The organism is Rhodococcus sp. PBTS 1 (genome assembly GCF_001620025.1).
Classification (GTDB): Bacteria; Actinomycetota; Actinomycetes; order Mycobacteriales; family Mycobacteriaceae; genus Rhodococcoides; species Rhodococcoides kroppenstedtii.
On record NZ_CP015219.1, the window covers coordinates 3,466,776 to 3,486,875 of the forward strand.

Genomic DNA, 20,100 nt, shown 5'->3' on the forward strand with positions numbered 1-20,100 from the left:
GAGACCGGCGCCCGATAGCATCGTGGTTCGCCACATCCGTAACATTCGGCCACCGTCGGGGGGGTACTCCATGCTCGACGCCCGCGCGCTCGCGGCCGTGCGCGGCGGGCTGTCCGGCGTCCTCGACGACGAGCAGCGGCGCGACGCCGTCGCCCGCTCCTTCTACGCCCGCCTGTTCGCCGAGTACCCCGACTTCCGGGCCTTCTTCCCCGCCGGCATGGACCAGCAGCGACACCGACTGATGCGCGCGATCGCCCACGTCGTCGACCACGTCGAGGACGAGGCGTTCGTCCCGTTCCTCCACCAGCTCGGCCGCGACCACCGCAAACACGGCCTGACCGGGGCGCACTTCCTGGCCGCGTCGAACGCCCTCGCCGCCGCCGTGCGCGAGAACGCCGACACCTGGAATCCCGAGATCGACGCCGCGTGGCGACGCGTGGTGTCGGCCGTGTGCAACGCGATGGCGGTGGGGGCGGACTCGGAAGAACTGCCCCCGTACTGGAGTGCGACCGTCGTCGAACATCACCGCGTACTCGACGATCTCGCGATCGTGCGACTCGAGACCGACGGCGACATTCCCTTCGAGGCGGGGCAGTACCTCAGCGTCCAGATCCCGCAGCGCCCCCGACTGTGGCGGTACCTCTCGCCCGCCATCGCCCCGAACACCTACCGCGGCATCGAGTTCCACGTCCGTCGCGTCTCCGCCGGCTGGGTCAGCCCCGCCGTGGTCTCGGAGACGACGGTGGGCGACCGCTGGTTGCTCGGACCACCGCTCGGCGGCCTGTCCGTCGACACGTCACCGGGCGCCGAGGACGTGCTCATGATCGCGAGCGGCACGGGCGTCGCCCCGCTCCGCGCCCAGCTGATGGCGCTGGCGATGCGGAGCAGCCCACCACGGGTCCACCTCTTCGTCGGCGGCGCCCACCCCAGCGACCTCTACGACCTGGACACCCTGCTGGCCCTGTCCCGCACCAATCCGTGGCTCACGGTCGTCCCCGTGGTCGAGAACACCGAGGAACCGTGGTGGCGCCCACCGACCGGCCGCGAACTTCCCCTCGGCGTCCACCGCATGCTCGTGGGCAAGGTGGGGCCCGTGGTCACCCGCTTCGGCTCGTGGGCCGATCGGCAGATCCAGGTCTGCGGGTCACCGTCGATGGTGCGCAGCACTCTCTACGCACTGCGGAAGGCCGGGACGCCGATGACGAACGTCCAGCACGATCCCCTGGGGTACTAGTCGGTCCGTCTAGGCCGTCGCGGCGCTGTGGGCCAGGCGACGGAGCGGGGGCTCGGTCTTCGGCGGCTGTCGGCGCGGCGGCAATGTCGCGAGCAGCCGACGGGTCGATGCCGTGACCTCCGCCACGGCAGCCTCGAACGGCTCACGGTTGGCCTCGGACAGGGTGCGCAGTCCGCTGACCTTCCGCACGTACTGCCGCGCCGCGGCTTCGATCTCGTCCTCCGTCGCCGCCGGTTCGAGTCCGCGCAGCTCGGTGATGTTCCTGCACATGCTCTCGACGGTAGACCCGCGGCCGCTCGGAGGGAACACCCGAGAATCAGCGAATCACCCGATTTCCGTTCGATTCCGCCGCGAACCGCCCTGCGGTCGAATTCCCGACACTTCGTCCGGCAATTCGGTATTTCTCCCGATTCTCGCGGTCGAAATACGGGCGACGACGCTGCCGTGTGGCTCGTTCAGCCTATTGCGCGATTGTCCTGAATACTCTCCGCGAGCATCCGCTCCGTCACACTCTCCGCGACCATCCGCTCCGGCGCCGACATTCCGCCCCAGACGCCGTACGGCTCGCCCGCGGTCACGGCGTACTCGCGGCATCGCTGCAGCACGGGGCACTGCGCGCACACGCGCTTGGCCTGCTCTTCTCGCGCGGCACGCTTGTGTCCGCGTTCTCCTTCGGGGTGGAAGAAGACCGCCGAATCCATGCCTCGACAGAGGCCGTGCATCTGCCACTCCCACGTGGTGGTCACCGGCTCCGGCAAACGAACGGGCTTGGACATGACACTCCTCGAACTCCGGCACTTACGACGCGCTCGACACAGTGGCAGTATGACATTACGCAGAAACAACTCAGAAGTTAACGGAGAATTCTCCGAAACAATCATCGGAGCCGAATTTCGTCGTCACGGGGTCGACGGCCTCGCCCGGTCGGCCCTCTCCCGATGCGCCACCGACCGCCTCGGTGGCCTAGATTCTGTCCGGTGAGCGCCGCCGACCTCCCCCTGACACTGCGCCGCGCCCTCGTCGGCATCGCGAGGGTGCCTCGACTGCTGGTCGCCTCGGACTACGACGGCACCATGGCGCCGCTGGTGTCCGATCCGCAGAAGGCCTTTCCGCACCCGGAGTCCGTACGCGCGCTCCGTGCGCTCGCCGGGCTCGACCACACCGACGCCGCCGTCATCTCCGGCCGCGCCCTGCGCGATCTCGCCATCCTCTCCCGCCTCCCCGTCGAGGTGCAGCTGGTCGGCAGCCACGGGTCGGAGTTCGACGCGGGCTTCGTGACCGAGCTCGGCGACGACGCGAAGGAACTCCTCGACCGGCTGATCGCCGAGCTCCGCAGCATCGCGTCGCAGGGCGCGCACATCACCGTCGAGACCAAGCCCGCGAGCGTCGCGCTGCACGTCCGCAACGCCGAGCCCGAGGTGGGCGAGCGCGCCCTGACCGCGGTGCGCGACGGCGTCGCGCAGTGGGACGGCGTGCAGGTCACCGAGGGCAAGTCGGTGATCGAGCTGGCCGTCATCGTCACCGACAAGGGGCAGGCGCTCGACATCCTCCGCCACCGCGGGGGCGCGTCCGCGGCGATCTTCTTCGGCGACGACGTCACCGACGAGAAGGCGTTCCGTCGTCTGCACGGGCCCGACATCGGCGTCAAGGTCGGCCCGGGCGACTCCCTCGCCGAGTACCGCGTCGAGAGCACCGAGGACGTCGCGGCCGCACTCGCCTTCCTCACCGAGGAGCGTCGTCGGTGGCTTTCCGGCGCCGACGCGCCGCGCATCGAGCGACTCACCATGGTGGCCAGTCCGCGGTCCGTCGGACTGCTCACTCCCGACGCGTCCCTCACCTGGCTCTGCCACCCGGAGCCCGACTCGGCCGCGGTCTTCGCGCATCTGCTCGGCGGCGACGAGGCCGGCCACTTCACCGTGGGCCCGGCGCGGCCGTCCCTGCCGCTGAGTCAGCAGTACCTCGACAGCACGATGACGGTGCAGACACGCTGGGCCAGCCTGCAGGTCACCGACTACCTCGCGCACGACGTCGCACCGGGACGCACCGACTTCACCCGCGTCGTCACCGGGACGGCGAAGGCCGTGGTGACGTTCGCGCCGCGGCCCGAATTCGGCCAGGCGCGCATGCGTCTCGAACCGGAGGACGACGGACTGCGCATTCACGGCACCAACGATCCGATGGTGCTGCGGGCTCCGGGTCTCGACTGGTCCATCACCATCGAGCACGGCCAGGAGACCGCACGCGCCGAGATCGATCCGTCGGCCGGGCCCGTCGTGTTCGAACTGCGCTGCGGCAGTGAGGATCTTGGCCCCTCCGAGGTTCCGGAGGCGGAGCGCCGCGCGCAGGCGGAGGCGTACTGGAGCGACTGGGCGGCCGGCCTGTCCCTCCCGCCGCTCAAGCCGGACCTGATGAAGCGCTCGGCGCTGACGCTGCGCGGCCTGGTCCACGCCGATTCGGGGTCGATCATGGCGGCGGCCACCACCTCGCTGCCCGAGGAGATCGGCGGTGTCCGCAACTGGGACTACCGCTACTGCTGGCTCCGCGACGCCGCCCTCACCGCGTCGGCCCTGGTCTCGCTCGGGTCGACCGCCGAGGCCGAGGCCTACCTCGGCTGGGTGCACGACGTGCTCGCCACCGTCCCGGGCCCCGAACGCCTGCACCCGCTCTACACCCTGTGGGGACAGACGCTGCCGCCCGAGGCCGTCATCGACGTCCTGCCCGGTTACGCCGGGTCACGCCCGGTGCGCGTCGGCAACGCCGCCAACCAGCAGGTGCAACTCGACGTCTTCGGCCCGATCGTCGACCTGATCCACACCCTCGCGACCACCCGCACCGCGGCCGGCGTCACCGACGCCGCCGAGGCCCTTCCGGACCGGGACTGGGAGTTGGTGCGTGCCATGGTCGATGCCGTCGAGCGGCGCTGGTCCGAGCCGGACCACGGCATCTGGGAGATCCGCGGCAACCCGCGGCACCACGTCTACTCGAAGGTCATGTGCTGGTTGACCGTCGACCGCGCTCTCACCCTCGCCGACGCCTACGGCCGCGAGGCGCAACTCGGCTGGACCACCCTCCGCGACGTCATCGCCCAGCAGGTCCGCGAGGAGGGTTGGAACGACGAGGCGCAGTCCTACACGGCGGCCTACGACGGCACCGACCTCGACGCCGCCACCCTGCACATCGGCCTGTCCGGCCTCATCGACCCGGACGATCCCCGGTTCCACGCCACCGTCCTGGCCACGGAAGCCGAATTGCGCAGCGGCGCCACGGTCTACCGCTACCACCACGACGACGGCCTGCCCGGCGGCGAGGGCGGTTTCCACCTCTGCGCGGCCTGGCTGGTCGAGGCGTACCTGCTGATCGGGCAGCGGCAACCGGCGGAAGCCCTCTTCACCCAGCTGGTCGCGGCCGCCGGACCCACCGGACTGCTCAGCGAGGAATACGACCCCGTGGCCGAGCGATCCCTGGGCAACCACCCGCAGGCGTACTCGCACCTCGGGTTGCTGCGGTGCGCGCAGCTCCTCTCCGCGGGGCGCTGACCGGTCAGGAAGCGCGGGGCGGCCCGAGCGTGCGCCCCGGCACCAGCGTCGTCGGCAGGTGCTCGGTGCGGTCGACGCCGGAATGGCTGACGCCCAACACGATCTCGCCGACCAGGCGACCCTTCTCGACGACGGGCTGACGGACCGTCGTCAGGCCCGCCCGTTCGGCGTCGTCGACGCCGTCGAAGCCGGTCACCGACAGCTCGTCGGGTATGGAAATGCTCCCCGCGGCGCAGTGATCGAGTGCGCCGAGGGCGAGCACGTCCGACGTGCAGATCACGGCGGTGGCGTCGGGGACGGCAGCGAGCGCCTCGGCCGCGGCGGCCCGCCCGGCCGGGCGGGTGTTCTCGAAGCGTTCCACGACGGTGAACTCCGCGGACACGCCCGCGGCGACGGCGGCGTCGCGCACCCCGGCGATACGCTCGCGTTGGACGTGAAAGGTGATCGAGGACAGTCGATCTGCGTCGACCACGCCGTCGTGGCGGTCGCGGCGCAACCGCATGCACAGCACAACGATGCGTCGGTGACCCCGCGCGAAGACCTGATCAGCGAGTTCTCGCATGGCCGTGCGGTCGTCGATACCGACGAGCGAGGTGTCGGCCGCGTCGCGCGGCTGGTCGCACACCACCGTCGGCAGGTGTCGCTCTCGGACGGCGGTGAGGTGCGGATCGTCGTCGGAGACCGAGTAGACGACGAAGGCGTCGACCCCCGCCTGTTGCACCACGGCCGCCGCGTCCTCGGGTGTGGCCGCGGGGCCCGCCGGGATGAGGAGCAGTCCGCGGCCCGCCGATTCGCACTCCTCGGCGAGACCCGTCAGGAACCGCACGGCGGCGGGGTCGCTGAAGGAGTAGCTGAGCGCCTCGGTCAGCACCAGGCCGACGGCTCCGGCCCGCCGGGTGCGCAGCGACCGCGCGACCGGATCAGGACCGGGATATCCGCGCGCACGGGCGGCGTGCAGGACCCGTTCGCGCATCTCGGGCGAGAGCTGATCGGGCCGGTTGTAGGCGTTGGACACCGTGGTCCGCGAGACGTTGAGCTCGGCGGCCAGCGACGCGAGTGTCGCCACTCGTCGCGGTTCCTTCGACCTCGCCATGATGCGACGGTATCCGGTGCCCGGGCCCTCGTCACCAGGGGCGCGGATTCGTGATCGGGGCCGGGTCGGGGTTACAGTTGCGACAACGATTCCCATTAGCAACTGAGCCTGCCAGGAGTACCCCCGTGTCCGCATTCTCGCCCCGCACCGGCATCGCTGCGATCGCGCTGACCGCTGCCGCCACCACCGTTCTGGCCGGCTGCAGCTCGTCGGAGTCGTCCGGGTCGTCGGGCGGCGAGACCGGCGGTCGCCCCACCGTCGTCGCCTCCACCAACGTCTGGGGCTCGGTGGCCGAGGCCGTGGCGGGCGACCGTGCCGACGTCCAGGCCATCATCGCGGATCCGTCGGCCGACCCGCACTCCTACGAGGCCAGCCCGGCCGACGCCGCCGCCCTGTCCCGCGCGTCGCTCGTCGTCTACAACGGCGGCGGGTACGACGAATTCGTCGACGACGTCCTGGCCTCCGCGTCCGACGTCCCCAGCGTCGACGCCTACTCGTTCCTCGGGGACCACGGTCACGACCACGCCGACGAGACGAGCGAGGCGAGCAGCGACCAGGCCGACGGAGACCACGCCGGGCACGACCACTCCGGTGAGAACGAGCACGTCTGGTACGACCCCGAGGTCGCCGCCGCCACCGCCGAGGCCGTCGCCGAGCAGCTCGGCACGATCGATCCCGACAACGCGTCGTACTACACCGCCAACGCCGAGTCGTTCCACGACGACATGCACCAGGTCTCCGACATCACCGACCGGATCGCGCAGCAGCGCCCCGGCGCCCCCGTCGCGCAGACCGAGCCCATCGCGCACTACCTCCTCGAGAACGCCGACCTCGACGACCGCACCCCCGAGGACTTCGAGAACGCCATCGAGGAGGGCAACGATCCCTCCCCCGCCGCCATCGCTGCGACCCGCGACCTGTTCACCTCGCGATCCGTGGACGTGCTCGTCTACAACGTGCAGACCGAGGACAACGTGACCGCCGACGTGCGACGCGTCGCAGAGGAGAACGGCGTCCCCGTGGTCGAGGTGACCGAGACCCTGCCCGAGGGCGTCACCTACCTGGAGTGGCAGCGCGGCGCCGCGCAGAGCCTCGCCGACGCGCTCGGCGTCGCGTAGGGCACTCTGTATCGGTGACACGCTCGTGCTCGACGACGGAGGCCCGGTGACCGCGGTTCGACTCCAGGGCGCCACGCTGGCCTACGGGGAGCGGGTGCTGTGGTCCGATCTGGACCTCGAGGTCGCCCCGGGCGAGTTCGTGGCGGTGCTCGGACCCAACGGCTCGGGCAAGACGTCGCTGCTGAAGGTGCTGCTCGGCCAGAACCGGTTGACGTCCGGGACCGCCGAGATCGGGGGCGGACGCGCGTCGGTCGGCTACGTGCCGCAGCAGAAGGCAATTGACGAGGGCGTCCCCCTGCGCGGACGCGACTTCGTGGGTCTGGGCTGGGACGGTCATCGCTGGGGCATCGGCCTGCGGGGCCGCGCCGCCCGTCGGGAGGCGGTCGACGCCGCCATCGCCTCGGTAGGTGCCGAGCTGTTCGCCGACGCCCCGCTCGGGCAGTTGAGCGGCGGCGAGCAGCAGCGGCTGCGCGTCGCCCAGGCGCTGGTCGGCGACCCCGCGGTCCTGCTGTGCGACGAGCCGCTGCTCAGTCTCGACCTGGCCAACCAGCAGGTGGTGGCCCACCTCATCGACCGACGACGACGCGCCCACGGCACGGCCGTGGTGTTCGTGACGCACGAGATCAACCCGATCCTGCCGATCGTCGACCGCATCGTCTACCTCGTGGACGGCAAGTTCCGCATCGGCACCACCGACGAGGTCATGACCTCCGAGGTGCTCTCCGAGCTCTACGACACCGACGTCGACGTGCTCCGGGTGCGCGGCCGCCTGGTCGTCGTCGGCACGGGCGACGCCATGGACGCGCTCGGCGCCGCGGGAGCCCACCACCCGACGGAAGAGATCTGACGTGGACAAGGTCCTCGACGCGCTGAGCAAGGCGTTCGACTTCGGCACGACGGCCGACCTGCTGACCTACGACTTCGTCCAGCAGGCGTTGATCGCTGCCGCCGTGCTCGGCGTGCTGGCGGGGGTCCTCGGTCCGCTGATCGTGAGTCGGCAGTGGTCCTTCGCCGTCCACGGCTCGTCCGAGCTGTCCCTGACGGGTGCGTCCGCGGCGCTGCTCGCCGGCCTCGCCGTCGGAGTCGGCGCCATCCTGGGCTCGGTCATCGCCGCGGTGCTGTTCGCGCTGCTCGGTCGCCGTGCGCGCGAGCGCGACTCGGTCATCGGCGTCATCATGAGCTTCGGCCTGGGCCTGTCGGTGCTGTTCCTGTGGGCGTACCCCGGCCGCACCGGCACCTCCTTCTCCCTGCTGGTCGGCCAGATCGTCGGGGTCGGCAGCACCGGCCTGGGGTTGCTTCTCGGCGTGGCCGTGGTGGTCCTGCTGGTGCTGCTCGTCGTCTACCGCCCGCTGCTCTTCGCCAGCACCGACCCGGAAGGCGCCGAGGCTCGGGGCGTCCCCATGCGTGCACTGTCGATCGTCTTCGCGGTGCTGGTGGGCGTGGCCTGCGCGCTGGGCGTGCAGATCGTCGGGGCGCTGCTGGTGCTCTCCCTCCTCATCACCCCGGCCGCGGCGGCCTCCCGAGTCACCGCGAACCCCGTCACCGCCACCGTCCTGTCGGTCGTGTTCGCCGAGGTCGCCGCGGTGGGCGGAATTCTGCTGTCCCTGGCGCCGGGGGTGCCCGTCTCCACCTTCGTCACCACCATCTCCTTCGTGATCTACCTCGTCTGCCGGGCCGTCGGGCGTCGGACATCGGCGCGGGTGCCGGCGGCGGCCTGACCCGCCCCCGCCGTCGTTCCCGCGCTGCGTGTTCGCTCGGGCGCTGATAGTTCGCAGCGCGCGAGCACATCGGCAGCGCGCGAACCTCTAGGCTCGGATCATGGTGGACCTCAATGCGGATCTCGGTGAGGGCTACGGCACCTGGACCCTCGGTGACGACGCCGCCATGCTCGCCGTCGTCACCAGCGCCAACATCGCGTGCGGCTTCCACGCCGGGGATCCGGCGACGCTGCTGCGGACCTGTCGCGAGGCGGTGGCCACCAACGTGCGGATCGGCGCCCAGGTGGGCTACCACGATCTGGTGGGGTTCGGTCGGCGGTTCGTGGACGTCACAGCCGAGGACCTCACCGCCGACGTGATCTACCAGATCGGCGCGCTCGACGGGCTCGCCCGGGCGGCTGGCGGACGGGTGTCCTACGTCAAACCCCATGGCGCGCTGTACAACACGATCGTCCGGCACGAGGCGCAGGCACAAGCGGTGGTCGACGCCGTGACGGCGTACGACGCGTCCCTTCCGGTCCTGGGTCTGCCCGGCTCGGAGTTCCTGCGCCGGGCCGAGACGGCCGGGTTGCGCGCTGTCCCCGAGGCGTTCGCCGACCGCGCCTACACCCCGGAGGGGACCCTGGTGTCCCGACGGGAACCGGGCGCGGTGCTGCACGACGTCGACGAGGTCGCTCGCCGCGTCCTGCAGCTGGTGACCGACCGCACCGTCACCGCGGTGGACGGGAGCGAGGTGGTCGTCGACGCCGCGTCGGTGTGCCTGCACGGGGACACCCCGGCGGCCGTCGACATGGCCCTGGCGGTGCGAGAGCTGTTGCAGCGCCACGGTATCGAGCCGGCCCCGTTCGCATGAGGATCCACCGCGTCGGCGACCGCGCACTGCTGGTGGACCTCGACGACACCCGCGACGTCGCCCGTCACCACGCCGGCTGGGCCGTCGGCCACACGGGCATCGCCGAACTGGTCCCCGCCGCCGCGACGGTGCTCGCCGTCCTCACCGACGACGCCGACCCCGCGGTCGTCGCACGGTGGCTCGAATCGACCCCACCCGTGGACTCCGCCGACACCGCGGGAAACCTGGTCACCATCGACGTGGTGTACGACGGGCCCGACCTCGAGGCCGTTCGAGACGCCACCGGGCGCGACGTCGTGGCGGACCACACCGGCTGCGTCTGGACCGCCGCGTTCTGCGGCTTCTCCCCCGGATTCGCCTATCTGGTGAGCGATCTGGCTCTGAACGTGCCGAGACGACGCGACCCCCGCACCTCCGTCCCGGCCGGCTCCGTCGCGCTCGCCGGCGACTTCTCGGCCGTCTACCCGTCGTCGTCACCCGGTGGGTGGCAGTTGATCGGGACGACCGATGCCGCACTGTGGTCCGTCGACCGCGATCCACCCGCGCTCGTCGTCCCCGGCACGCGAGTGCAGTTCCGGCAGGTGGGCTGACGTGGCGTCGCTGACCGTCGTCGCCGCCGGCCCGTCCACGACGGTGCAGGATCGCGGGCGCCCCGGGTGGGCGTCACTCGGGGTCGGCCGGTCCGGCGCTGCCGATCGCTGGTCCCACGACGCCGCGAATCGGTTGGTGGGCAACGACGTCGACGCTGCCACCCTGGAGGTCACCCTCGGCGGACTCGTCGTCCGCACCGACGCCGCCCTCCTCGTCGCGCTCACCGGCGCACCCGTCCCGTGGTTCGTCGACGGCGTACGCCAGGGGCCGGGGACGGCGGTCGTCGTCCCGGCCGGTGCCGAGATCCGTCTCGACGTCGCCCCGACCGGACTCCGTGCCTACGTCGCCGTGCGCGGGGGCATCGATGTGCCGCGCGTGCTGGGCAGCCGCGCCACCGACGCGCTGTCCGGGATCGGACCACCGCCCGTCGCCGCGGGAGACGTGCTGGACGTCGGAACGGACCATGCCGACGAGCCCGCCACCGACCTCAACCCGTACGCCCTGCCCGACCGGTCACTGCGCCTCGTCCCCGGCCCGCGCGCCGACTGGTTCGCACCCGACGCCCTCGACCACCTGCTCGGTACCGCATGGACGGTCACCGCCGACAGCAACCGCGTCGGTGCCCGGCTGACGGCCGACGAACCCCTTCGCCGCAGCCGCGACGACGAACTCGCCAGCGAGGGCATGATGCCGGGCGCACTGCAGGTCCCGCCGTCGGGCATGCCCGTGCTGTTCCTCGCCGATCATCCCGTGACCGGCGGTTACCCCGTGATCGCAGTGGTCGTGGCCGCGGACGTCGACCTCGCCGCGCAGGCCCGCCCCGGCGGCGTTCTCCGCTTCACCCGCTGACCGGCTCCCCGGTTGCGCAGCGGCTCCCCCGATCGAGGGTGCCCGATCGGAACCGGGGAGCCGCTCGCGTCTACCGCACCACCGAGTACTCCGCGCACACGAAGTCCTGATTCCTCACCACGTCGACAAGCGCGAAATCTTGCAGGCGCGGCAGGAGCGGACGCCCGGCACCCAGGGTCACCGGCGCGTACTGGACCAACATCCGGTCGAGTTGACCGGCGTCGGCGATCTGACCGGCCAGGTCGCCTCCGCCCACCACCCAGATCTCCCGGTCACCGGCCGACGCGGTCACGTCCGACCACCAGGAATCGACGCTCCCGGACACGAACCGCACGTCGTTCTCCGTCGGAGGGAACTGTCGGTGGGTGACCACCCACGTCGGCACGGTGTACGCCCAGGGCTCACCGGTGCGCTCACCGTGATCGACCACCCACCCGTAGGTGGTCGCGCCCATGACCAGGGCGCCGACGCCCGCCATGAAGGCGCCGTGATTCATGGGGCCGTCCTCGTCGATGCGCTGGCGGAACAGCCAGTCGAGCGAGTCGTCCTCCGTCGCGAGGAATCCGTCGAGGGAACAGGCGGTGTAGTACGTGACGCGGTTCATGCCGTCAGTGTGCGACGGGGGTCCGACAGACGACGGCTTGCTACCGACCCCGGCGCTGCCGCGCTACCGTCCGCGGCGCTGCCGTGCGATGTCCGCGAGGACAACGCCCGCCGCCACGGATGCGTTCAGCGACTCCACCTCACCGGCCATCGGGATCGACAGCACGTGGTCGCAGGTCTCGCGAACCAGTCGCGAGAGTCCTTTGCCCTCGGACCCGACCACGACGACCACCGGGCCGGAGCCGTCGTACGCGTCCAGCGAGGTGTCGCCGCCCGCGTCGAGCCCGACCACCTGCACGCCCTGATCGGCCCAGCTCTTCAGCGTGCGGGTCAGGTTGGTCGCGCGGGCGATCGGCAGACGCGCGGCGGCGCCGGCGCTGGTGCGCCACGCGACCGCCGTGACGCTGGCGCTGCGCCGCTGCGGGATGACCACGCCATGGCCCCCGAACGCGGCGACCGAGCGGACGACGGCGCCGAGATTGCGCGGGTCGGAGATGTTGTCCAGCGCCACGAGCAGCGCCGGCTCCTGCCGACTGCGGGCCTGCGCGAGCAGATCGTCGGGGTGGGCGTAGCGGTACGGCGGGACCTGCAGGGCGATGCCCTGGTGCATGCCGTTGGCGCTCATCCGGTCGAGGTCCGTGCGGGAGACCTCGAGGATCGAGATGCCGTTGTCCGCGGCGATCTGCACGCTCTCCTTGAGCCGATCGTCCGCCTCGGTGCCCGACGCCACGTACAGCGCGGTGGCCGGCACCCCGGCGCGCAGGCATTCGAGGACCGGGTTGCGACCCAGGACGTTCTCGGGACCGTCCTCGGTCTTGCGCACGGGCGGACGGCCCCGGCCGCCGGACGCCGCCGGCCCGGTCGCCTTGGCCGCGGCCCGCGCCCGACGCGCCGCGGGATGCTTGGTGCGCTCGGATGCGGGGGGCGTCGCGCCGCGGCCCTCGAGCCCCTTGCGGCGCTTGCCTCCGGAGCCGACGACCTGGCCCTTCTTGGTTCCCGACTTGCGGACGGCGCCGCGTCGAGCCGAATTGCCTGCCATTACTTCTCCACATCCTTCGCCGCGATCGACCACTCGGGGCCGTCGGGGGTGTCGGTGATCTGCACGCCGGCGTCGGCCAGGCGATCCCGGATCCGATCCGCGGTCGCCCAGTCCTTCGCGGCCTTGGCCGCCGCGCGCCGATCGAGGTCGTCGGCGACGAGCGCACCCAGCGCGGCGTGCTCCGCCGAGGTGTCGGTGCCGGGACCACGCCAGTGCGGATCGAGGGGGTCGACGCCGAGCACGGCCGCCATCGCGCGGACCGACGACGCCGCGTCGACGGCCGCGGGGAGGTCACCGGCGGCCAGCGCCGTGTTGCCCTCGCGGCGCAGTCGATGGATCTCCGCCAGCGCGCGCGGGACCGCAAGATCGTCGTCGAGCGCCTCGGCGAACGCGTCCGTCCACGTGCCGACGGGGACGTCGCCGGCACGCTCGGCGGTGCGGGTGACGAAGGCCTCCACGCTCCGGTACGCCGAGGCCGCTTCCTGCAGGGCCTCGAACGAGTACTCGAGCATCGACCGGTAGTGGGCACTGCCGAGGTAGTACCGAAGTTCCTGCGGGCGAACCGATTCGAGCATCGTCGGGATGGAGACCACGTTGCCCAACGACTTGGACATCTTCTCGCCGCTCATGGTGACCCAGCCGTTGTGCAGCCAGTACTGGGCGAAATCACTTCCCGCGCCGCGTGATTGAGCCAACTCGTTCTCGTGGTGCGGGAACACCAGATCGAGACCGCCGCAGTGGATGTCGAACGCCCGGCCCAGATACGCCTCGGCCATCGCCGAGCACTCCAGGTGCCAGCCCGGACGGCCGGGCCCCCACGGGGTCGGCCACGACGGCTCACCCGGCTTGGCGGCCTTCCACAGCGTGAAGTCGCGGGGATCCCGCTTGCCCTCGGCGGCGGACTCGCCCTGATGCACGTCGTCGAGCTTGTGCCCGGAGAGCGCGCCGTACGCGGCGTAGCTCTGCACGTCGAAATACACGTCGCCCGCTGCGGCGTAGGCGTGTCCCGCGTCGATCAAGCGCTGGATCAACTCGACCATCTGCGTGATGTGCCCGGTCGCACGCGGCTCGGCGGACGGCGGGAGCACCCCCAACGCGTCGTACGCGGCGCCGAACGAGCGCTCGAAGGTGGCGGCCCACTCCCACCACGGCCGGCCCGCGGCCGCGGCCTTGGTGAGGATCTTGTCGTCGATGTCGGTGACGTTGCGGACGAAGGCCACGTCGAAACCCGTTGCCGTCAGCCATCTCCGGAGGACGTCGAACGCGACACCGCTGCGAACGTGGCCGATGTGCGGATGGCCCTGCACCGTCGCGCCACACAGATACACCGAGGCATGTCCGTCGGCCAACGGAACGAAGTCCCGAACGGCCCTGGTCGCGGTGTCGTAGAGGCGCAGGGTCACGACGGCCGATTCTACCGGGAATCCGGTCCGTCCAGGACCAGGGCGGTGGCCACGGCCGCGATGCCCTCGCCGCGGCCGGTGAGTCCCAATCCGTCCGTCGTGGTGGCCGAGACCGACACCGGCGCTCCCACCACCGCCGAGAGCACCTGCTGCGCCTCCGCCCGACGGGGGCCGATCTTGGGGCGGTTGCCGATGATCTGGACCGCGGCGTTGCCCACCCGGAACCCGTGCTCGACCAGCAGCTCACGCACGTGCGTGAGCATGGTCGCGCCGCTCACTCCGTCCCACTCGGGCTTGCCGGTGCCGAACACCGAGCCCAGATCGCCGAGCCCGGCGGCGGACAGCAGCGCGTCGCACAGCGCGTGCGCGGCGACGTCGCCGTCCGAATGGCCCGAGCACCCGTCGGCGTCGTCGAACCGCAGCCCGGCCAACCAGCAGTCCCGGCCCACCTCGATCGGGTGGACGTCCGAACCGATTCCCACGCGCATCTCAGCGACTCTCGCTTCCGACCGGGTGCCGCGCCGCGAGCACCGCGCGGGCCAGCACCAGGTCCATCGGGGTGGTGATCTTGAAGGCTTCGGGATGACCGGCGACGGTGGTCACCGGGACACCCAGCCGCTCCACCAGGCCGGCGTCGTCGGTGGCGTGGTCCGCGGCCGCATGCGCACGCCGCAGCACGTCGGCGTCGAAACCCTGGGGCGTCTGCACCGACCGCAACGACGCGCGGTCGACGGTGCCGGTGACGACGCCGTCGGCATCCACGGACTTCATGGTGTCGACCACCGGCAGCACGGGCACCACCGCGGGCGACCCGGCGATCACGGCGTCGACGACGCGGGCGACGGTCTCCGGCGGGGTCAGGCACCGGGCGGCGTCGTGCACCAGGATCACGTCGGCCCGGGCGGCGGCACGTAGACCGGCACGCACCGAGTCGGCGCGCTCGGCGCCCCCGACGACGACGTCGATCGGCAGGTCGCCGGACACTCGCGCGCAGATGTCCCGGGTGCGGTCCACCAGCCGGTCGGGGACCACGACCACCACATGCGACAGGGCGCCGGAGGCCAGCAGGCCGTCCAGCGCCCAGTCGAGAAGAGTGCGTCCACCCAGATCCACGAACGCCTTGGGGAGATTCTCGCCGAGGCGGAGCCCCATCCCCGCAGCCGGAACCAGAGCAGCGACGGACGCCATCAGCGGTACTCGGTGCAGCTCGCGGTCAGGACGCCGCGGCCAGAACCTCGTCGAGAATGGTGTCGGCCTTGACCTGGTCGGTTCCCTCGGCCAGAGCCAACTCGCCCACCAGGATCTGACGGGCCTTGGCGAGCATGCGCTTCTCACCCGCGGACAGGCCGCGGTCCTGCTCACGACGCCACAGGTCGCGCACGACCTCGGCGACCTTGTTCACGTCACCCGAGGCCAACTTCTCGAGGTTGGCCTTGTACCGACGCGACCAGTTGGTGGGCTCCTCGGTGTGGGGCGCACGCAGAACCTGGAACACCTTGTCCAGACCCTCCTGGCCCACGACGTCCCGCACACCCACGTACTCGGCGTTGTCGGCCGGAACTCGAACGGTCAGATCACCCTGCGCAACCTTGAGAACGAGGTATTCCTTCTGCTCGCCCTTGATGGTTCGTGTTTCGATAGCTTCGATCAGCGCCGCTCCGTGGTGCGGGTAGACGACGGTGTCTCCGACCTTGAAAATCATGTGTTCGTAGCCCCTTTCGATATGGCCAGTTTAACACGCCCTCCGATGGGCTTCCGGCCAACGGTGCAGGTCAGAGCATGCAGGGGGTTTGCCGTCGGGGTTGACACCACCTCGGATCCGTGTATCGAGGGGGCCCGGGAGTGCCCCAGCGGGAAACGCGGGGGGTTCGGCTACTACGCTCTCCCGTAGTGGACGCGCAGCGCCGCGACGGCGAGTATCGGCCGACGGTGCTCATACATGGAGGACGAACCCAGTGACCGCAACGCTTCGCCCCTTCCGCCCGGCTCGCGTCGCGGCCGCCGCCGTGGCCGTCGGTGCCGCCCTGTCACTGTCCGCGTGCGGCGCCGGACAGATCGCCCAGACCGCCACGCAGGTCGCCGCCATCAACGGCAACGGTGCGGACCAGGCGAACATTCAGTTGCGCAACGTGCACGTGCTCTTCCCCACCAGCTCGGAGTTCCGCCTCGAGGAGGGTGGCCGCGCCGAGCTCGTCTTCACCGCGATCAACACCAGCGCCACCGAGGCCGACCGCCTGGTGTCCATCGAGACCGAGGACGCGGCCGACGTCGTCCTCGAGGGCGCGCCCGCCGGGGGCGTCGAGATCGCCCCGCAGGCCTCGGTCACCGGCGGCGTCCCGGCCGGCCAGATCACCGACCCGGAGAGCGACGAGCTCACCGTGATCCTCGAGGACCTCAGCGATCAGGTCCGCCCAGGCCTCACCGTGCCCGCCACGTTCGTCTTCGAGAACGCCGGCGAGGTCCGCGTGGACGTGCCGGTCGACGCCGGCCCGGTCACCCCGCGCGCCGAGTAGTCTCCCGGCTCGCGCCCGGTCCTGTCGGACCGGCCCCCTAGGGTGCGGTCCGTGGCCAAGACTCGCACCAGCTATCGCTGTTCCCACTGCTCGCACGTCGTCGCGAAATGGGTGGGCCGCTGCCCGGAGTGCGAGACCTGGGGCTCCATGGACGAGGTCACGCTCGCCGTCCCGGTGACCGGCCGGGCCGGCTCCAGCGCCGCGAAAGTCGGTGCGGGATCGATGATCCCGACGTCGCCCGCGCGGCGGATGACCGAGATCTCCAGCACGTCGTCGGTCGCGCGCCCCACCGGCGTCGCGGAGCTCGACCGCGTGCTCGGCGGCGGCATCGTGCCCGGCTCGGTGGTGTTGCTCGCCGGTGAGCCCGGCGTCGGCAAGTCGACCCTGCTCCTCGAGGTCGTTCGACGCTGGGCCGAACGCAGCCCCGAGGACGTCGCGCTCTACGTCACGGGCGAGGAGTCCGCGGGCCAGGTACGCCTGCGCGCGGACCGCACCGGGGCGGTTCACGAACGGGTCTACCTCGCGGCGGAGAACGATCTGGCGACGGTCTTCGGTCACGTCGAGCAGGTGTCCCCGACCCTCGTGATCGTCGACTCGGTACAGACCATGCAGGCCTCCGACGTCGACGGGGTGATCGGCGGCGTCACGCAGGTACGGGCCATCACGTCGGCGCTCACGTCGCTGGCCAAGGGCCACGGGGTGGCGGTGATCCTGGTCGGCCACGTCACCAAGGACGGCGCGGTGGCCGGGCCGCGGTCGCTCGAGCACCTGGTGGACGTGGTGCTGCACTTCGAGGGGGACAAGCACTCCACGCTCCGCATGGTCCGCGGCGTCAAGAACCGCTTCGGCGCGGCCGACGAGGTGGGGTGCTTCGAGTTGCGCGAGGGCGGAATCGAGGGCATCGGCGACCCGTCCGGCCTGTTCCTCCACCACCGATCCGACTCGGTCCCCGGCACGGCGGTGACGGTCACCATGGACGGCAAGCGCGCCCTGCTCGCCGAGGTCCAGGCGCTGGTCGCCCCCACCCAGATGCCGACGCCGCGCCGTGCGGTCAGCGGCCTCGACGCAGCGCGGGTGGCGATGAACCTCGCCGTACTCGAGCGGCGATGCGGCATCAAGGTCGGCAGTCACGAGGTCTACGCGGCCACGGTGGGCGGCATGCGGACCACCGAGCCGGTGGTCGATCTCGCGGTCACCCTCGCCGTGGCGTCGGCGGTTCTCGACGTCGCCCTGCCGCCGGACACCGTCGTGCTCGGCGAGGTCGGACTGGCCGGGGAGGTCCGCCGAGTGGCGGGCGTCGACCGGCGGTTGGCCGAGGCCGCGCGCCTCGGTTTCACGCGGGCGGTGGTACCGCGCGACACCGCGGGCGGCGAGCGACCCACCACGGCCCCGCGCGGGATGCGCCTGCTGCCGGTCGGCACCGTGGCCGAGGCCCTGGCCGCCACGGTCCGTTCTCGACGCGGCCGAGCCGACCCGTCGTCGGACGCTCGTCGGCCGTCGGACCGTCGCGCGGAGACCGGGGAGTCCGTGGCGGTACCCTGAGCGGGAGAAAACCGGCGCCAGGAGGGAGTACGGGTGACCGAGACCGTGTCCGTGCCTCCGTTCGCGGGCCCGACCGACGACGATCGGCCGCGGGTGTCCGCCACCCTGCGCGACGCCATCGCCGACCTGGCGCCGGGCACAGCTCTGCGCGACGGACTCGAACGCATCCTGCGCGGCCGTACCGGCGGCCTGATCGTGCTGGGGTACGACGCCGAGGTGGAGTCCATCTGCGACGGCGGCTTCGTCCTGGACGTCGAGTTCGCCCCCACCCGCCTGCGCGAGTTGTCCAAGATGGACGGGGCGGTGGTGCTGTCCACCGACGGGACGCGCATCGTTCGCGCCAACGTCCAGCTCGTGCCGGACCACACCATCCCCACGGTGGAATCGGGCACCCGGCACCGGGCCGCCGAGCGCACCGCGATCCACACCGGCTACCCCGTGGTGTCGGTGAGTCAGTCGATGAGCATTCTCAGCGTGTACGTCGGCGGGACTCGGCACGTCATCGAAGGGTCCGCCACGATTCTCTCGCGCGCCAATCAGGCCGTCGCCACGTTGGAGCGCTACAAGGCCCGGCTGGACGAGGTGAGCCGTCAGCTCTCCGTCGTCGAGATCGAGGACTCGGTGACCCTCCGCGATGCCCTCACGGTGGCGCAGCGACTCGAGATGGTGCGTCGGGTGTCGGTGGAGATCGAGCAGAACGTCCTCGAACTCGGCACGGACGGGCGGCAATTGGCGCTCCAGCTCGAGGAGTTGGTGGGCGACAACGACATCGCACGCCAACTGGTGGTGCGCGACTACCTGGCCGGCACCGAACCGCCCACCACGGCCGCCGTCGAGCGAGCGCTGGCCGCCCTCGACCGCCTCACCGACGTCGACCTGCTCGACCTGACCGTGCTCGCGCGCGCCCTGGGGTACCCCGGCACCATCGAGGCCCTCGACGCGCCGATGAGCCCCCGCGGCTACCGGCTGCTCACGCGGGTTCCCCGGCTGCAGTTCGGTCAGATCCACCGGCTGGTGACCTCGTTCGGCACGCTGCAGACCCTGCTCGCGGCCACGGCGGCGGACCTGCAGTCGGTGGAGGGGATCGGCGGACTGTGGGCCCGCCACATTCGAGAAGGCCTGTCGCGCATGGCCGAGGCCAGTATCTCCGGACCCTTCGACTGACCCTCCCCGACCCGCTGCGCAGCGCACCTCATCGCGCGCTGGCTGCAACACACGCGGATCCGGCTGCGCTGCGCACCGCGCGCGGGGAACGGGTTCAGGTGAGGTTGAAAGGCTCCGGGGCGCTGCGCAACTGGCCCAGCTGGCCGACCACCGAGTAGGCGCCGGCGCCGACGGGTTCGCGCGGGGCGGTGCAGCCCGGCTCGGAGGTGGTGCCGGACCACTTCACCGTGAAGGGCGCCTGCTCGCCCGGGCGCAGAGTGCGCAGGTCGGCCGCGCCGGCGGGGAAGCAGTCGGTGTTGGACCACAGCCGACGGCCCTCGAGGGTGTACACGAGGACCTGCTGCAGACCCGATCCGAGATCCCGCTCGCACGCGGTGGTCCCGATGTTGGTGACCACGACCGTGAACCCCGGTTCCTGACCCGCCGGATAGGACGGCTGATCGGGCGTGGCCCGGACCGCCAGGGAGGAATCGGGGCACTGGCCGGGCGGAACGGGCGTGGACGACGTCGTGGTGGTCGTCGTGGTTCCGCTCGAGGATGCGTCGTCGTTCGCCGCGGCCCCACCGCCACCGCCGCCCGAACCGCCGGAACCTTGGTTGGATCCGGTGGCCGAGGCGTCGGGACGGTAGGTGGTGGCCGCGGACGGGGCCAGCGAGGCGGAGGCGGCTGCGGACTGCGTGTCCGACGATCCGCCGCCGGTCAGCGAGACGACGAGCCAGACGACGAGCCCGATGACCACCACCGCGCCGCCGATCGCCAGCGCACGACGGCGCCAGTAGATCTCGGGGGGCAAAGGTCCATTGGGCTCGAGCACATTACAACCGTAGGTGCAGCGTCGCGACGA

At 71.5% G+C, this 20,100-nt stretch carries 21 protein-coding genes; 11 read left to right on the forward strand and 10 right to left on the reverse strand.

Going from position 1 to position 20,100, the window contains the following annotated elements:
* Positions 1 to 70 precede the first annotated feature (70 nt).
* Positions 71 to 1,234 (forward strand): globin domain-containing protein, encoded by a 1,164-nt coding sequence (locus A3Q40_RS15805; protein ID WP_068103583.1) that lies wholly within the window; start codon positions 71 to 73, stop codon positions 1,232 to 1,234.
* Positions 1,235 to 1,243: 9 nt separating this feature from the next.
* Here the strand turns inward: A3Q40_RS15805 and A3Q40_RS15810 are convergent, their stop codons facing one another.
* Together A3Q40_RS15810 and A3Q40_RS15815 are read right to left on the reverse strand one after the other, a co-directional pair.
* The gene (locus A3Q40_RS15810) at positions 1,244 to 1,504 is read right to left on the reverse strand and encodes a DUF2277 domain-containing protein (protein WP_068103585.1); all 261 of its coding nucleotides are present in this window, start codon (positions 1,502 to 1,504) and stop codon (positions 1,244 to 1,246) included.
* A gap of 185 nt (positions 1,505 to 1,689) precedes the next feature.
* Positions 1,690 to 2,010 (reverse strand): WhiB family transcriptional regulator, encoded by a 321-nt coding sequence (locus tag A3Q40_RS15815; RefSeq protein WP_068103587.1) that lies wholly within the window; start codon positions 2,008 to 2,010, stop codon positions 1,690 to 1,692.
* A 201-nt stretch (positions 2,011 to 2,211) separates the two neighbouring features.
* Between A3Q40_RS15815 and otsB the strand changes: the two genes are divergently transcribed.
* Positions 2,212 to 4,770, forward strand: coding sequence for a trehalose-phosphatase (otsB, locus tag A3Q40_RS15820; RefSeq protein ID WP_068103589.1), 2,559 nt, complete (start codon positions 2,212 to 2,214; stop codon positions 4,768 to 4,770).
* A 4-nt stretch (positions 4,771 to 4,774) separates the two neighbouring features.
* Here otsB and A3Q40_RS15825 read toward each other — a convergent pair whose 3' ends face one another.
* Positions 4,775 to 5,863, reverse strand: coding sequence for a LacI family DNA-binding transcriptional regulator (locus A3Q40_RS15825; protein ID WP_068103591.1), 1,089 nt, complete (start codon positions 5,861 to 5,863; stop codon positions 4,775 to 4,777).
* Between the two features lie 125 nt (positions 5,864 to 5,988).
* On the opposite strand from A3Q40_RS15825, the gene A3Q40_RS15830 reads away from it, so the two are divergent.
* The 6 genes from A3Q40_RS15830 to A3Q40_RS15855 all read left to right on the forward strand — a co-directional run bounded on the left by A3Q40_RS15830 (position 5,989) and on the right by A3Q40_RS15855 (position 10,992).
* Positions 5,989 to 6,981, forward strand: coding sequence for a metal ABC transporter solute-binding protein, Zn/Mn family (locus A3Q40_RS15830; RefSeq protein ID WP_235606330.1), 993 nt, complete (start codon positions 5,989 to 5,991; stop codon positions 6,979 to 6,981).
* A 46-nt stretch (positions 6,982 to 7,027) separates the two neighbouring features.
* On the forward strand, positions 7,028 to 7,828 hold the full coding sequence (locus tag A3Q40_RS15835) for a metal ABC transporter ATP-binding protein (RefSeq protein ID WP_068106408.1): 801 nt from the start codon (positions 7,028 to 7,030) through the stop codon (positions 7,826 to 7,828).
* Between the two features lies 1 nt (position 7,829).
* Positions 7,830 to 8,699, forward strand: a complete 870-nt coding sequence (locus tag A3Q40_RS15840; RefSeq protein WP_068103594.1) for a metal ABC transporter permease — start codon at positions 7,830 to 7,832, stop codon at positions 8,697 to 8,699.
* Between the two features lie 100 nt (positions 8,700 to 8,799).
* Positions 8,800 to 9,552, forward strand: coding sequence for a LamB/YcsF family protein (locus A3Q40_RS15845; RefSeq protein ID WP_068103596.1), 753 nt, complete (start codon positions 8,800 to 8,802; stop codon positions 9,550 to 9,552).
* A complete protein-coding gene (locus A3Q40_RS15850; RefSeq protein WP_068103597.1) occupies positions 9,549 to 10,142 on the forward strand; it encodes a 5-oxoprolinase subunit B family protein in 594 nt (197 codons plus the stop codon). Before A3Q40_RS15845 ends, A3Q40_RS15850 begins: the two co-directional genes overlap by 4 nt.
* Before the next feature lies 1 nt (position 10,143).
* Positions 10,144 to 10,992 (forward strand): biotin-dependent carboxyltransferase family protein, encoded by an 849-nt coding sequence (locus A3Q40_RS15855; RefSeq protein WP_068103599.1) that lies wholly within the window; start codon positions 10,144 to 10,146, stop codon positions 10,990 to 10,992.
* Positions 10,993 to 11,062: 70 nt separating this feature from the next.
* On the opposite strand, the gene A3Q40_RS15860 is transcribed toward A3Q40_RS15855, so the two are convergent.
* From A3Q40_RS15860 to carD, 6 genes are all read right to left on the reverse strand, one after another.
* A complete protein-coding gene (locus tag A3Q40_RS15860; RefSeq protein WP_068103600.1) occupies positions 11,063 to 11,596 on the reverse strand; it encodes a dihydrofolate reductase family protein in 534 nt (177 codons plus the stop codon).
* 63 nt (positions 11,597 to 11,659) lie between these two features.
* A complete protein-coding gene (gene rlmB, locus A3Q40_RS15865) occupies positions 11,660 to 12,634 on the reverse strand; it encodes a 23S rRNA (guanosine(2251)-2'-O)-methyltransferase RlmB (protein ID WP_068103606.1) in 975 nt (324 codons plus the stop codon).
* A complete protein-coding gene (cysS, locus tag A3Q40_RS15870) occupies positions 12,634 to 14,037 on the reverse strand; it encodes a cysteine--tRNA ligase (protein ID WP_068103608.1) in 1,404 nt (467 codons plus the stop codon). The genes rlmB and cysS overlap by 1 nt, the downstream gene beginning before the upstream one ends.
* Positions 14,038 to 14,048: 11 nt before the next feature.
* Positions 14,049 to 14,525, reverse strand: a complete 477-nt coding sequence (gene ispF / locus A3Q40_RS15875) for a 2-C-methyl-D-erythritol 2,4-cyclodiphosphate synthase (RefSeq protein ID WP_068103610.1) — start codon at positions 14,523 to 14,525, stop codon at positions 14,049 to 14,051.
* Between the two features lies 1 nt (position 14,526).
* Entirely contained in the window at positions 14,527 to 15,225 is a 699-nt protein-coding gene (gene ispD / locus A3Q40_RS15880; RefSeq protein ID WP_068103611.1) for a 2-C-methyl-D-erythritol 4-phosphate cytidylyltransferase, read from the reverse strand.
* A gap of 25 nt (positions 15,226 to 15,250) precedes the next feature.
* Complete coding sequence (carD, locus tag A3Q40_RS15885) at positions 15,251 to 15,739, reverse strand: RNA polymerase-binding transcription factor CarD (protein ID WP_068103613.1); 489 nt, start codon at positions 15,737 to 15,739, stop codon at positions 15,251 to 15,253.
* Between the two features lie 253 nt (positions 15,740 to 15,992).
* Between carD and A3Q40_RS15890 the strand changes: the two genes are divergently transcribed.
* The 3 genes from A3Q40_RS15890 to disA all read left to right on the forward strand — a co-directional run bounded on the left by A3Q40_RS15890 (position 15,993) and on the right by disA (position 19,256).
* Positions 15,993 to 16,550 carry a copper chaperone PCu(A)C gene (locus tag A3Q40_RS15890; protein ID WP_068103614.1) on the forward strand — a complete coding sequence of 186 codons (558 nt, stop codon included), beginning with the start codon at positions 15,993 to 15,995 and terminating at the stop codon, positions 16,548 to 16,550.
* Positions 16,551 to 16,601: 51 nt separating this feature from the next.
* Complete coding sequence (radA, locus tag A3Q40_RS15895; protein ID WP_082834181.1) at positions 16,602 to 18,092, forward strand: DNA repair protein RadA; 1,491 nt, start codon at positions 16,602 to 16,604, stop codon at positions 18,090 to 18,092.
* Between the two features lie 93 nt (positions 18,093 to 18,185).
* Entirely contained in the window at positions 18,186 to 19,256 is a 1,071-nt protein-coding gene (gene disA / locus A3Q40_RS15900) for a DNA integrity scanning diadenylate cyclase DisA (RefSeq protein ID WP_068106412.1), read from the forward strand.
* Positions 19,257 to 19,350: 94 nt separating this feature from the next.
* On the opposite strand, the gene A3Q40_RS15905 is transcribed toward disA, so the two are convergent.
* Positions 19,351 to 20,070, reverse strand: coding sequence for a hypothetical protein (locus tag A3Q40_RS15905; RefSeq protein ID WP_068103615.1), 720 nt, complete (start codon positions 20,068 to 20,070; stop codon positions 19,351 to 19,353).
* Positions 20,071 to 20,100: the final 30 nt, after the last annotated feature.